This is a genomic window from Lentzea kristufekii, assembly GCF_033949925.1.
Taxonomy (GTDB): Bacteria; Actinomycetota; Actinomycetes; order Mycobacteriales; family Pseudonocardiaceae; genus Lentzea; species Lentzea kristufekii.
The window spans coordinates 1-12538 of sequence record NZ_JAXAVV010000042.1 but is presented as its reverse complement, the minus strand read 5'-3'; the positions used below and the strand labels follow the sequence as shown (position 1 = coordinate 12538).

14 protein-coding genes are annotated in these 12538 nt (G+C 68.9%); 13 read left to right on the top strand and 1 reads right to left on the bottom strand.

Annotated elements, in window-relative coordinates; genetic code table 11:
- Positions 1–15: 15 nt before the first annotated feature.
- Both SK571_RS44165 and SK571_RS44160 read left to right on the top strand, forming a co-directional pair.
- A complete protein-coding gene (locus SK571_RS44165; RefSeq protein ID WP_319990087.1) occupies positions 16–1290 on the top strand; it encodes a PhzF family phenazine biosynthesis isomerase in 1275 nt (424 codons plus the stop codon).
- Between the two features lie 188 nt (positions 1291–1478).
- The gene (locus tag SK571_RS44160; protein WP_319990086.1) at positions 1479–2429 is read left to right on the top strand and encodes a LysR family transcriptional regulator; all 951 of its coding nucleotides are present in this window, start codon (positions 1479–1481) and stop codon (positions 2427–2429) included.
- Positions 2430–2474: 45 nt separating this feature from the next.
- Here SK571_RS44160 and SK571_RS44155 read toward each other — a convergent pair whose 3' ends face one another.
- Positions 2475–3239 (bottom strand): NAD(P)H-binding protein, encoded by a 765-nt coding sequence (locus tag SK571_RS44155; RefSeq protein ID WP_319990085.1) that lies wholly within the window; start codon positions 3237–3239, stop codon positions 2475–2477.
- Between the two features lie 74 nt (positions 3240–3313).
- Here SK571_RS44155 and SK571_RS44150 point away from each other — a divergent pair, with 74 nt between their 5' ends.
- From SK571_RS44150 to SK571_RS44100, 11 genes are all read left to right on the top strand, one after another.
- Positions 3314–3658, top strand: a complete 345-nt coding sequence (locus SK571_RS44150) for a winged helix-turn-helix transcriptional regulator (protein WP_319990084.1) — start codon at positions 3314–3316, stop codon at positions 3656–3658.
- A 343-nt stretch (positions 3659–4001) separates the two neighbouring features.
- On the top strand, positions 4002–4871 hold the full coding sequence (locus tag SK571_RS44145) for a gamma-glutamylcyclotransferase (protein WP_319990083.1): 870 nt from the start codon (positions 4002–4004) through the stop codon (positions 4869–4871).
- Positions 4872–4936: 65 nt separating this feature from the next.
- Positions 4937–5527 carry a DUF4232 domain-containing protein gene (locus tag SK571_RS44140; RefSeq protein ID WP_319990082.1) on the top strand — a complete coding sequence of 197 codons (591 nt, stop codon included), beginning with the start codon at positions 4937–4939 and terminating at the stop codon, positions 5525–5527.
- Complete coding sequence (locus tag SK571_RS44135) at positions 5528–6004, top strand: alpha/beta fold hydrolase (RefSeq protein WP_319990081.1); 477 nt, start codon at positions 5528–5530, stop codon at positions 6002–6004. It abuts the gene before it with no gap.
- Positions 6005–6020: 16 nt separating this feature from the next.
- Positions 6021–6452 (top strand): hypothetical protein, encoded by a 432-nt coding sequence (locus SK571_RS44130; protein ID WP_319990080.1) that lies wholly within the window; start codon positions 6021–6023, stop codon positions 6450–6452.
- Positions 6453–6689: 237 nt separating this feature from the next.
- Positions 6690–6950 carry a hypothetical protein gene (locus SK571_RS44125; protein WP_030481403.1) on the top strand — a complete coding sequence of 87 codons (261 nt, stop codon included), beginning with the start codon at positions 6690–6692 and terminating at the stop codon, positions 6948–6950.
- Complete coding sequence (locus tag SK571_RS44120) at positions 6950–7201, top strand: hypothetical protein (protein WP_030481404.1); 252 nt, start codon at positions 6950–6952, stop codon at positions 7199–7201. The genes SK571_RS44125 and SK571_RS44120 overlap by 1 nt, the downstream gene beginning before the upstream one ends.
- Positions 7201–10020: an FtsK/SpoIIIE domain-containing protein gene (locus tag SK571_RS44115; protein WP_319990079.1), complete on the top strand. Its 2820-nt coding sequence runs from the start codon at positions 7201–7203 to the stop codon at positions 10018–10020. The genes SK571_RS44120 and SK571_RS44115 overlap by 1 nt, the downstream gene beginning before the upstream one ends.
- The gene (locus SK571_RS44110) at positions 10017–10460 is read left to right on the top strand and encodes a hypothetical protein (RefSeq protein WP_319990078.1); all 444 of its coding nucleotides are present in this window, start codon (positions 10017–10019) and stop codon (positions 10458–10460) included. The genes SK571_RS44115 and SK571_RS44110 overlap by 4 nt, the downstream gene beginning before the upstream one ends.
- Positions 10461–11174, top strand: coding sequence for a GNAT family N-acetyltransferase (locus tag SK571_RS44105; protein WP_319990077.1), 714 nt, complete (start codon positions 10461–10463; stop codon positions 11172–11174).
- Positions 11175–11257: 83 nt separating this feature from the next.
- Complete coding sequence (locus SK571_RS44100) at positions 11258–12271, top strand: NADP-dependent oxidoreductase (protein ID WP_319990076.1); 1014 nt, start codon at positions 11258–11260, stop codon at positions 12269–12271.
- The last annotated feature ends 267 nt before the right edge of the window (positions 12272–12538 follow it).

Sequence of the window (12538 nt, the reverse complement as noted above, 5' to 3'; positions counted from 1 at the left end):
GGCACGATGGTCCTCATGGAACTCGTGCGTTGGGAGAACGAGCACTTCGGCTACATGCTGCGGTGGGCGTCCGACCCGCGGATGACGGCGTACGTGGGCAACGGCATGCCCTGGACCCCTGACTACGTGACCGAACGGCACGAGCAGGCGTTGCGGCACTGGGAGGTGCACGGCTTCGGCCTGCACGCCGTCGTCGAGGACGGCGTGGTCATCGGGCTCGCGCAGATGCTCGACGGGGACCTCGGCGAGATCGAGATCGGCTACTGGATCGACCCCGCCCGGTGGGGACGCGGGGTCGCCTCCCGGGTCGCGGTGGAGCTGCGGGACCGGGCGCTCGCCATCGCGGACCGGGTCGTGGCCGGGACCGACGCCAGGAACGCCGCCTCCGGACGGGTGCTGGAGAAGGCCGGGCTGAAGTACTTCACCAGCAGGAACACGGGCGGAAGACTTCAGCACTGCTATGCGTTGGACCGGGGTATGAGCGACAAGGGCGTCCTGCGGTACAGCGCTTTCACAACCGATCCGGCCGGTGGGAACCCGGCGGGTGTGGTGCTCGACGCGTCCGATCTGAGCGACGACGAGATGCTCGGGATCGCGGCGAAGGTGGGGTACTCGGAGACCGCGTTCGTGGTGCCGCGGACCGAGCGCGAGTTCGACGTCCGGTACTTCAGCCCCAAGGCCGAGGTGCCGTTCTGCGGGCACGCCACGATCGCGACGTCCGTCGCGCTGGCCGAGCGGATCGGGGACGGGCCGCTGACGTTCCACACGCCGGCCGGCGAGATCACCATCGAGACCTCGGGCGGCAACGCCTCGCTGACCAGCGTGCCGACCAGCACGTCCCCCGCGGATCCGGCGCTGGTCGCGGACGCGCTGGAGGCGTTGGGCTACAAGGAGATCGGTGACGGCCCGGTGCACGTCGGCTTCGGCGGCGCACGCCATCTGCTCATCCCGCTGAAGGACCGCGAGCAGCTGCGCGAGCTCGACTACGACTTCGACGCGTTGCGCGACCTGATGCTGGCGCACGACCTGACGACGGTGCACCTGTTCTGGCGGGAGTCCGCGGACCTCGTGCACGCCCGCGACCCGTTCCCCGTCGGAGGTGTCGTCGAGGACGCGGCCACCGGCGCTGCCGCCGCCGCGTTCGGCGGCTACCTGCGCGACCTCGAAGGGCCGCAGCGGTTCGTCATCAGCCAGGGCGAGGACATGGGCAGGCCGTCACGGCTGGAGGTCGATGCCACCCGCGATGACCGCCGGGTGACCGTGACGGGCGCGGCCGTTCCCATTCCCTGACGCATAGGTCCGACGCTGCTGTCACGGAGCGCAGGGTGCGTGGCAGCAGCGTCGGACCGAGGGGTGCGCACCCTCCCGCGCCGGACCCCGAGGCGCTGCCGCAAGCGCCGGGCCGGAAGATCGATCGAGTGCCACTATGCCCCGATCGAAGGGTGGCGGCGCATTCAGAAGGGGGATACAAGGTCTTTATGCCCGAGCTGGAGCTCAGACACCTCCGCGCGGTACGAACCATCGCCGAGGAAGGCAGTGTCACCAGGGCCGCGACGCGGCTCGGACTCACCCAACCCGCCCTGTCCGCCCAGCTGCGCACCGTCGAGAGACTCGTCGGCGGCCAGCTGTTCGACCGAACGCGCAACGGGTGCGTCCCCACGGACCTGGGCCGCCGCGTGCTGGGCACCGCACGGCTGGTGCTCGACGAGATGGCGCAGCTGATGGCCAACACCCGCGAGACTGACCGGCGAGGGCCGCTCTTCCTCGGCTGCATCCCGATCCTGTACTTCGCCCGGCTCGTGGAGGGCCTGCGAGGGCTCAACGCGGACGTGCGCGCCGAGGTCCGGCCGTCGTCCGCGGAGATCGTGGAGATGCTGGAGGCCGGGCAGGTCCACGTGGCGCTGTTCGAGTTCTTCGACGGCATGCACGCGCGCGACCTGGCCGGCATCGAGCTGCGGAAGCTGGTGACGGAGCCGGCGTTCGTGGCGTTGCCGGAGACGGACCCGCTGGCGTCGCAGGAGGAGGTCGACCTGGCGCAGCTCGCGGACCGCGACTGGGTCACCCCGCCCAAGCAGCACATCGGCAGCCGGACGCAGATGTTCCAGGCCTGCGCGGACGCCGGGTTCGTGCCCCGGCTCACCCACCACACCGGCGAGGCGAGCATGGCCCGCGGCCTGGTGGCCGGTGGGTGCGTGTCCTTTGCCGCCGCGCCCTCGCGGACCGGGGAGGGGATCGTGATCCGGCGGTTGCGGGGGATGCCGTTGATGACCGACATCTTCGTGGCCACCCGGCGGGACTCTCCGGTGGCCGGGCGGGCTCACGAGGTGTTCGCGTGTGCGGCTGAGGCTTACCGGTCGGTGCTGGACCGGAATCCGGAGTACCGGAAGTGGTGGGACGCGCACCCGGAGGCGCACCCGGAGTTCACGTGACGAACTCCGGGCTGCGATCGCTGACGCCGGTTCCAGCGCGGTTGCTCAGACGGTGACCTTGATCGGCGTGGAGGGGCGGCCGAGCAGCTTCTCCAGGTCCGGGCGGACCTCGGCGAAGACGCCGTTGCGGATCGCCACGAAGAAGTCGACCAGGAAGGCCGGGACGCCGGAGGCGATCAGGTCCTCGTCGCTCACGTCGCGGTACCGGTCGCCGGCCAGTTCGGGGAACGACCAGCTGGTCGAGCCGGTGAGCTCGTAGGTCTGGTTCTCGTGGCCGGTGGTGGTGAGGGCCGCGGCGGCGGCTTCGGCGAAGTCCTCACGGGCCGCGCTCGCCACCCGCCCGTCCTTCGTGGAGATCGCGACGGTGTCCGCGGACAGGGCACCCAGGTAGTTCTCGTGGTACATGCCGTTGCGCAGGAACGTGAACGGGACGCCGGTGGCGCGGATGATGCTCTCGGTGGCTTTGTGGACCGCTGCGGCGCCTACCGGTGAGGTGTCGGCGTCGGTGATGCTGGTGTAGAAGATGTGGCCCACGCCGTGCTCCACGGCCTTGGCGATGGCGTTCTCGTGCTGCTTGATGCGCACGTCGGTGTCGTGGTCGTCGGCCGACACGATCAGGAGCTTGTCGACGCCCCGGAAGTCGAGGGTCTCGGGCTTGGCGAAGTCGCCCTGCCTGACCTCGACGCCTTCCAGGGTGAACTTCTCCGGGGAGCGCACGGAGACGATGACCTGCTCGTTCGTGCGGTCGAGGACGTGGCGGACCACTGCGCCGCCCAGCTGGCCGGTTGCTCCGGTGATGAGGATCGTCATGCGTCCAGGTTGCGGTTAGCGCTAACCTTTGGAAAGTACCCACTTTGAAGTTGGGTACTTACGTGGAGGTGAGCATGCAGGTCACGATGTGTCCCGAGCGGGCGATCATGGAGCACGTCACAAGCAAGTGGGGCGTGCTGGTCCTGCAGGCCCTGTTCGACGGGGCCTCCTGGCGGTTCAGCGATCTGCGGCGTGAGCTGGAGGTCGTCAGCGAGAAGATGCTCACGCAGACCCTGCGGACGCTGGAGCGGGACGGGTTCGTGCACCGGGAGGTGCATCCGGTCATCCCGCCGCACGTCGAGTACACGTTGACGCCGCTCGGCAAGGGGGCGGCCAGTCACCTCGTGGCGCTCGCCTCGTGGATCGCCGCGAACCAGCCGGAGGTCACCCAGGCGCAGGAACACTATGACGGCTCCTGAGGTTCACCAGAGCGGCGGCGAGCAGACATCGGGCTAGTCACCCGATTGCGCAGTGAACGTTCTCACTTGAACCCCGAAAAGCAGGGGTAGACATCGGATGGGTCACGATCAGGGGGCGCCATCTGGCCCCTCGGACTGGCACAATGGACCAATGGCCCAACCGTTCACCGACGAAAGCCATCCGGCTGAGCCCTATCCGGGCACTCGTCCAGACCACTGTTTCGTCCACGTCGACGAAACGGGCTGGCCAGTGCGACCGGACCTCACCATGGAGTCGGGGTGGCGTGTTGAGCCGGAGAACATCGATCTAGACCAATGGCTGGCGAACCACGGTGAGCCTCCGTTGGCGGGCCGAATGCCCGTGCTCGGCTACGGGTCGAACGCCAATCCCAGCAAGCTCACCTGGCTCCGCGAGGAGCTCGGTCTCGAAGGCCCCGCGGTCGTGCTGCGTGCACGGTGCGAGGGCCTTACTGCTGTCTGGGCCGCCGGATTGCGCATGCGCGACGGGCAGCGGCCGGCGACGCTCGCGGGGGCGCCCGGCGTCACCGAGGAGCACTCGATCTGGTTCGCCACGCCCGAGCAGTTGCGTGTGCTGGACCGGTGCGAGGGACGCGGGCTGCGCTATCGGCTTGTACGCGTGCACACGGGCCGTGTGGTGCTCTACAACGGCGGCGTCATCGACAGCGTTCTGGCGTACACGGCAGGCTCCAAGAAGCGGATGCCCGTGCTCTTCAACGGCCGCATGGTCCGTTGCGCGGACGTCTCGCAACGGGGCGCGCGCGTGCTGGGCGAGAGGCCTGCGATGAACGACGGACTGGACGTCACCGAGGTCCACGGCGAGCCGTCGGCCGACGACTGGCCCGAGCTGCTGTTCGTCTACGGCACCCTCCAGCCGGGCGCAAGCGCTTGGCACCTCATGGAACCGCACGTCGTGGAGTCCGAGGAGACCCACCTCCCCGGCACGTTGTTCGACACCGGCCAGGGCTACCCCGCGCTGCGCCCCGGTGCCGGCCTGGGCGTGCCCGGCTTCGTGCTGCGGCTCAGGTCGCCCGAGGACGCGCTGCCGCTGCTCGACGAGTACGAGGGCGAGGACTACCGCCGCGTGCGCGTCGTGCTGCCCGACGGGCGCATCGCCTGGACGTACATCTGGACCGCCGCGGTGCAGGGCATGGCGGAACTTCCGGACGGATGGGACGTCCACCAGATCCGGTGAATTTCCGGCACGTTGTGTTGGCTGATTGGGAATTGGGCACATCCTTCGGGGTAGGAGGTGCACCCATGACTCGACGGTTGATCGCTTGCGGACTGCTGGTGCTCGCTTCCGTTACGGCATGCGGGACGAGAACGCCGGAAGAGGCCGCGCAAACGCTGCCGACGGCACCGTCGACACCGTCGTCGACGGCTTCTTCGTCCGCTCCCGCGTCGGACAACCCCCAGGCGGTCTCGCCCGACGGGAAGCGCTGCGACTCGGCGGCGTTGAAGGGCGAGATCGTCCCCACTGACGCCGGTGCGGGCAACAGGTACGGCAAGTTCGTGGTGACGAACGGCGGAACGGTGCCGTGCACGTTGAACGGCTACAGCGGTTTCCAGTTGGAGAACGCTTCCGGCGCCGTACCCACCAAACTGGAGCGCAAGGCCGACCCCGGTCCCGCCGCTCTGACGCTCGCGCCTGGCGCGAAGGCCTCCGCGAACCTGCACTGGAGCGTCGTGCCCGCGGGCAGCGAGCCGGTGGAGGGCACGTGCCAGCCGGAGCCGTCGAAGGTCGCGGCGATCCCGCCGAACGAGACGGCACCGCTGTCCATGCCGTGGAACCTCGGCCCCGTCTGCTCGGGTGGCCGGATCGAGATAAGCGCCTTCTACGCTTCGTAGATGCACGTACCTGGATGGCTCGCCGTGCTGCCGCACGGCGAGCGCATCGCCTTCTCGCTGCGCACCGCAGGCGTTCCGGTGGTGGTGAGCGAGAACTTCGAAGCGGTGATCGAGACCGCCGACCGGCCGGTCGTCCTCATTGGACACTTCACCGCCGCGCCCGTCGCGGTCCGTTGTGCACAGACGCACTCCGGGCTCGCCGCGCTGGTGCTGGTGTCGCCGGTGCTCGGCCTGTGGGACGGCGCGTCGAACGAACTGGCCGACCTGATGGACGAGGTCGGCTCCGGGCCGTCGCTGGGCGACCTGCCGACGTTGTGGCTGCACGGCTCGGGCGACGAGATCGTGCCGATCTCGGACACCCGCGAGGGCATCGACCGGATTCGCGGCTCGGCGTTCGAGGAGCACGTCGCGGACGGGCTGCTGACCGACGGCGAGGCCGTCACTCGGGTGCTGGAGTTCACCCGGCGGGTCATCTGACACCATTTCGGGTGTCATGGACGAAGACGACCTCGTGCTGCTGATCACCGTGGTGGTCGAGGCAGCGGACGAGCAACAGGCGCGTGCCGCGTGCGACGCGCTCATCAGCCGTGCGGGCGCTCAGATCGTGGACGCCCGCGACTGTTCCGACGAAGAGCCGGGCTGCTGGGCCGTGGTGATCACACGACCGAGCACGGAGAAGGCCACCCACAACGTCTCCGCCGCGCTGGCGCGGGCCGTTCGCACGTTCGTGCGCGGGCTGGGTGAGGGCTTCTCGACGCCGCGGGTGGCGTGCGAGCCTCCGACGGCGTGGACCGTTTTGGACGAACCCGAGCTGATCAACGGTCTCGTTCCGGGTGCCGAGCGCGTTCTGGTCGAGGTCTGGGCCGGAGATGACCCTTTCGGGGCAGGAACTTTGCGTGACAACTCGCCCTCGAAGCCGTCTTGATTCACCCGGCCGGTAGACATGAACGCTCAACGGGCTGTAGGCGTCGTTGTGAGAGTTGCTACACGCGTGGACAGGCGGCCTGCGGCGGGCTGAACTGATCATTAAATCAAGGCCCGTTCGAGTGGATTCAGGCATCCACCCGGTTAGCCGATCTTCGCTCTCAACTGTGAAAATCTGGGCACAATCTCTACTAAGTGGTCGTCAGACCATCTTGTTCCGGAGGGTTCGGGAGTCGACATGGCCAGCATCGAAGAGGTCCGTGCCGCAATTGCCCAGGCGATCGACAAGGCGGCTCAAAGCCAGTCGGCCCTCCAACAGGCGGCTGAGCTCGCCGAGGACGCGCAGCAGCTGCTGACATCGGTCACGCAGGGCTCCGTGCAGGCGGACGTCGAGACGACGAACGCCCAGTTCGCCCAGGTCGTGTCCGGCGTGAGCGAGCTGCAGAACTACCTCGGCGCCGGCATTTCCGGGGCCGAGGGCATCAACAGCAGGCTTTGATGGCGTCCATCGGCGAGGTTCGTGCCGCGCTCGAGCAGGCGAGCGAGATCCTGCGTGAGTCGTACCGCAACGTGCGATCAGCGCAGGAGGGCCTCGACGAGGCGGTCGCCATCCTCGCCGAGTCGAGTGAGAACCACCACGAGTCGCTGCTTCCAGTGGAGTTCGTGCGCGCGAAGGAAAGATTCCCCGATCAGCTTGAACTGATGGTGGGAACCCTAGAGCGCATCCAACGACTCACCGTGGAGCTGTGATGAGCAGGCGGGACGACCGGCGGCAGAGGATCGAAGTCGCCTTCACGGAGTTCCAGCGGGCTGTTTCGGCCGCGCTGGGCTCCGTGGCGCGCGAACACCGGTTGCTCGCCACCGAGCACGCCAAGGACATGTTCGAGCACACCGTGCGCGGCATGGGCGTCGACAAGGCCTTGCAGGACGCCGCCCTGAAGGACGTGACCCCGTTCCTGACGGTCGACGAGAAGCGCACGAGGAACCCGCGTGTCGCGCCGCTCTCGATGCCCCAGTTCGCCGAGCGGCTCGCCCAGATCAGGCACGACTGGGAGCAGTCGTTCCACGAGTGGACGACCACGGGCCCCGAGCAGCTGACCGAGCTGGTGAACTCGGTCGCCGCCGGCCCCGCGTCGTTGCCGCACGAGTCGTGGCTCGGCCATCCGGGCACGCACGACGGCAGCGAGGGCGTGCCGGAGCTGTGGCGGATCGGCACCGGCGTGGTGACGTCGGCGCCGACGCCCGTCCCGTTCCCCGTCGCGGTGCCGCTGCTGGACCAGGCACACCTGCACATCTCGTCCACACCGGACACCCGCCAGCTCGCGGACACGCTGGTGGAAAGCCTGTTGCTGCGCGTGCTGTCGCACTTCCAGCCGGGGCTCGTGCACGTGCACGTGTGGGACGTCGGCCAGCTGACCGGGTCGTTGCCCGGCCTCTACCCGCTGACCCGCGCGAACCTGCTGACGGTGCACGATCCGGCGCGGCTGCACGAGCTGCTCGACGAGATGTCCGAGCACATCCGCCAGGTGCACACCAAGGTCCTGGTCGACGGCCATCTGACCGTTCGTGCGGTCAGCGGTGAGGGCCGGCGCACCGAGCCGTGGCGGATCGCCGTGCTGTTCGGCAACCGCAAGGCGCTGAAGGAAGACCAGCAGCAACAGCTGCAACGCGTGGCGCGCAACGGTTTGGCGTGCGGTGTGCAGCTGTTCATCGTGGACGTTCCGATCACGATCAACTCGCCGGTGGAAACGGTGTCGTTGCGCAACGACGGCACCGCGTTCTGCACGATGACCGGCAAAGACGTGACCGTGACGCTGGATCCCGCTCTGCCGCGCACGATGGTGCCGCGCGCTTGTGCCGCCATCGCGGAGAAGCGCGAGGAACGGCGCTCGCGCATGAGCAAGTTCGACGACCTGCTGCCGGACCGGCCGTGGACGGAGAACTCGTCGGCCGGCGTCATCGCACCCGTCGGCTTCGACGACGGCGAACAGGTCTGCGTGCAGCTCGGTGACACCTCGCCGCACGCGTTGATCGGCGGGCCTTCGGGTTCCGGCAAGACGAACTTCCTCTACGCGATGCTCGGTTCGCTGTGTGCGCGCTACTCACCGAACGAGCTGGAGCTCTACCTGCTGGACTTCAAGGAAGGCGTGTCGTTCGCGCAGTTCGCACCGGGCCGCAAGGACCCGTCGTGGCTGCCGCACGCGCGCCTGGTCGGCGTGAACGTCAACACCGACCGCGAGTTCGGTGTGGCGCTGCTGCGGTTCCTGTCCGACGAGATGCGCCGGCGTGCGGACGCGGCCAAGCTGCACGAGGTCACCAAGCTGGAGCACCTGCGCGCCGAGGACCCGACCGGCCGCTGGCCGCGGATCGTCGCCGTGATCGACGAGTTCCAGTACCTGTTCGGCGAACGCGACCAGGTCACCGCCGCCGCGACCCAACTGCTGGAGGACGTGGCGCGCCGCGGCCGTTCGCAGGGCATCCACCTCGTGCTGTCGTCGCAGGACGTCTCGGGCATCGAGGGTTTCTGGGGCAAGTCGGCGATCTTCGAGCAGTTCACCGTCCGGATCGCGCTGCCCAAGGCCCGCCGGGTGCTGGCCGAGCCGCAGAACGACGCCGCCGTGGAGCTGCCCCGCTGGCACGCGGTGATCAACCACGAGTCGGGCGTCAAGCCCGGCAACGAGATCTGCCGCGTCCCGGACTCGACGTCCAAGGGCACCATGGACTCCCTGCAGACCGAGCTGTGGCGCCGCCAGCCGGGCCGGGCGCCGGGCCTGTTCGACGGCAGCAAGATCCCGCTGATCGACGCGACGCAGGACTTCCTCGACCTGCGACCGGGCGAGGCATCGCCTACCGTTCTTCTCGGACAGGTCATCGACGTCGCGGGCAGCGCGGCGCGCGTGCGTTTCGCCCGGACCCCGGGCCGCAACATCGCGGTGATCGGCTCCGTGGTCCAGGACGCGGCCGCGGTGCTCGGCGGAGCGGCCGCGTCACTGGGCAGGCAGCACCACTCGCACGAGGCGAGGTTCTCGCTGGCCTGCCTGGTGGAAGAGGCGATGCCCTCGGCGTTGTACCTGGCCAAGCGCCTGAGCGCGGACGGGCACGACGCCGAGGTGGTCCAGATCGACGGCATCCGCAGGCTGCTGGACGAGACGGCGGCCAGGCTGCAGTCGATCAACACGGGCCAGACCGACGCGCCGCTGTCGCCGCACTACCTGGTGCTGTACGGCGTCGACGCCGCGCAGACGTTGCTGGAGCAGAAGGATCCGGCGACCCGGATGTCCGGTGTGGACAGTCTCCGCACCGTGCTGAAGCACGGCCCCGAGAACCGCACGCACGTGCTGGGCTGGTGGCGCGGCGTGCAGAGGCTGAAGGCGAGCCTCCCGCCCGGCGTCTACGACGACATCGGCGCCTGGGTGGCGTTCGACGTCCAGGGCAAGGAACTGCTGTCGCTCGGACCGGAGCAGGTGATGTCGTGGTCGCCGAGACCACGCCGCGGCCTGTTCTTCGACCGGTTCGAGCACTCGCGACCGCAAGTGATCATCCCGTTCGACACAGGAGAACTGTCATGAACCCGATGATGACGACGATGTTCGAGTCGGTCCCGTCGCAGCGTCAGAGCGAGGAGGTGATCGAGGTGCCGACGATCTCCGCGGTTGAGCGCTACAAGGAGATCATCGCCATCGCCACGGACGCGGCTGCTCGCCAGCGCAAGCTGGACGAGGTGCGGTGCGCCGAACTCGCCGAGCGGCTCGCGTCGACCCAGCACGAGATCGCCGAGGTGCGGGATCGCGAGCGGGTCGTGCGGATGGGCGCCGCCCTGCACTGGGAGGCGGCGGTCGAGCAGCTCTGGAACGAGCGCTGGCTGCAGATGGTCACGTTCCCGCAGCCGGACGAGTCCGTCCCCCCGCGCCCCCAGGGCGAGTACAACCGGGCGATGGACCTCGCGTACCAGGCGCTGGAGGAGTCACTCGCGAAGCGAACCCTGTTGCGCCGCAAGCAGAAGGACTGAGTGCGCCGGTTACGCACCACCGCCGAGGTGCAGGACGCCAGCGACGACCCGATGGTCCGCTGGGCAGCCCAGGCACTGTCGTGGGGCGGTGCGGCCTGGGCACATGGTGACGCAGTGGCCGTGCACGCCCCGTCGCTCACCCGCCGCCGCCGGCTGGTCCTGTCCGGACCGGCCGAGGGCGTGGCGTCCCTGCTCGCGGCACACGGCCGGGGCGTGGAGTTGCGACCGCTGCTGGAACGTCCGCTGGCACTGGAGGTGGCGTCCCTGATGCCGACCCCGTGGCTGGAGGACAAACCCTTCGGCTGGATGGACCGCTCGGGCACGCTGGACCGCCCGGCCGAGGCCGCCTGGCTAGGCACCCCGGACGGCGTGGAACCCCTCCTGCGCGAGGCCAACCCGGGTTCCTGGGCCTGGCCCGGCGAGAAGGGCGTTCGACGCTGGGCGGGCGTGCACGAGGGCGGCGAACTGGTCGCCACGGCGGCCGAGGCCTGGTCGTCCACCGACGTCGGCTTCATGATGGGCGTGGCCGTCCGCCCGTCCCACACGAACCAGGGCCTGGGCCAGCGCGTCTGCCAGTTCGTCGCCTCCTCCCTGCTCACCCTCTACGGCACCTGCGCCCTCTTCGTGGAGAACCACAACGCCCCGGCCATCGCCGTGTACTGCAAGCTCGGCTTCGCATATCGCGACGTCACGACACTTCTTCCTGCGGCCTAGGTCACATTCCGGAACAGTCGTCATCAGCAGACGGTTGAAACGGATAACTGATCCGAATGACAAGACAGGGAGATGCTCAGACCATGTCGAACACCGCACTAGAGGTCCGGCTCGCGTCCCGCCCGAACGGCTGGCCGACGGAGGAGACCTTCGAGATCGCCGAGGTCGAGATCCCCACCCCGGGCGAAGGCCAGATCCTGGTGCGCAACGTGGTCATGAGCGTCGACCCGTACATGCGCGGCCGGATGAACGACGTCAAGTCCTACGTCCCGCCGTTCCAGGTGGGCGCCCCGCTGGACGGCGGCGCGGTGGGCGAGGTAGTGGCAGTAGGCGCGAACGTGGAAGGCTTCGCCGAGGGCGACAACGTCCTGCACGGCCTGGGCTGGCGCGACTACGCCGTGGTCAACGCCAAGCACGCCGTGAAGGTCGACGGCACCATCGCCCCGCTCTCCGCGTACCTCGGCGTCCTGGGCATGCCGGGCCTGACCGCCTACGCGGGCCTGCTGGCCACCGCCGAGTTCAAGCCGGGCGACGCAGTCTTCGTCTCAGGCGCAGCCGGCGCCGTGGGCCAGATCGTGGGCCAGATCGCCCGCCTCAAGGGCGCCAGCAGGGTGATCGGCTCCGCGGGTTCCGCGGACAAGGTCAAGTACCTCACCGAGGAACTCGGCTTCGACGCCGCCTTCAACTACAAGGACGGCCCAGTCGCCAAGCAGCTGGCGGCCGCCGCCCCCGACGGCATCGACGTCTACTTCGACAACGTGGGCGGCGAACACCTCGAAGCGGCCATCGAGACCCTCAACCTCAACGGCCGCATCACGATGTGCGGCGCCATCTCGCAGTACAACGAGTCCGAGAAGCCGTCGGGCCCGAGCAACATGATCCAGATCCTCGCCAAGCGCCTGACCCTGCGCGGCATGCTGGTAGGCGACCACAAGGCCCTGCAGGAGCAGTTCGTGTCCGAGGTGGCAGCCTGGATCGCCTCCGGCGAACTCAAGTACTCCGAGACGGTCATCGAGGGCGGCGCCCGCCAGGCCCCGTCCGCGTTCCTGGGAATGCTGCGCGGCGAGAACACCGGCAAGATGCTCGTCAAGTTCTGACCACGCCCGCACGCGAAGCCGAAGGCGAGCCGTCCTTCCACAAGGCAAGGGCGGTGGGGTCCCGTCACGAGTCGTGCCATAGCACTTGCTGCACCGCTCTTGGTGCGGCTCGTGACGGGACCCCACCGCCAACGCACCCAGCTACGCAACAGGCAGCCGCCCAAAGCAACAGGCGTGCCATCCACCCGCCCACGGCGCCACCCCCCGATCAGATTGCCGGGGGTCTGGGGGCAGAGCCCCCAGGGAACGCACGCAACCGCACTCGCT

Bases quoted from the DNA above. Each gene is read 5' to 3' on its own strand.
- SK571_RS44165 (WP_319990087.1), top strand. From the start codon at position 16: ATGGAACTCGTGCGTTGGGAGAACGAGCACTTCGGCTACATGCTGCGG.
- SK571_RS44160 (WP_319990086.1), top strand. From the start codon at position 1,479: ATGCCCGAGCTGGAGCTCAGACACCTCCGCGCGGTACGAACCATCGCC.
- SK571_RS44155 (WP_319990085.1), bottom strand. From the start codon at position 3,239: ATGACGATCCTCATCACCGGAGCAACCGGCCAGCTGGGCGGCGCAGTG.
- SK571_RS44150 (WP_319990084.1), top strand. From the start codon at position 3,314: ATGCAGGTCACGATGTGTCCCGAGCGGGCGATCATGGAGCACGTCACA.
- SK571_RS44140 (WP_319990082.1), top strand. From the start codon at position 4,937: ATGACTCGACGGTTGATCGCTTGCGGACTGCTGGTGCTCGCTTCCGTT.
- SK571_RS44135 (WP_319990081.1), top strand. From the start codon at position 5,528: ATGCACGTACCTGGATGGCTCGCCGTGCTGCCGCACGGCGAGCGCATC.
- SK571_RS44130 (WP_319990080.1), top strand. From the start codon at position 6,021: ATGGACGAAGACGACCTCGTGCTGCTGATCACCGTGGTGGTCGAGGCA.
- SK571_RS44125 (WP_030481403.1), top strand. From the start codon at position 6,690: ATGGCCAGCATCGAAGAGGTCCGTGCCGCAATTGCCCAGGCGATCGAC.
- SK571_RS44120 (WP_030481404.1), top strand. From the start codon at position 6,950: ATGGCGTCCATCGGCGAGGTTCGTGCCGCGCTCGAGCAGGCGAGCGAG.
- SK571_RS44115 (WP_319990079.1), top strand. From the start codon at position 7,201: ATGAGCAGGCGGGACGACCGGCGGCAGAGGATCGAAGTCGCCTTCACG.
- SK571_RS44110 (WP_319990078.1), top strand. From the start codon at position 10,017: ATGAACCCGATGATGACGACGATGTTCGAGTCGGTCCCGTCGCAGCGT.
- SK571_RS44100 (WP_319990076.1), top strand. From the start codon at position 11,258: ATGTCGAACACCGCACTAGAGGTCCGGCTCGCGTCCCGCCCGAACGGC.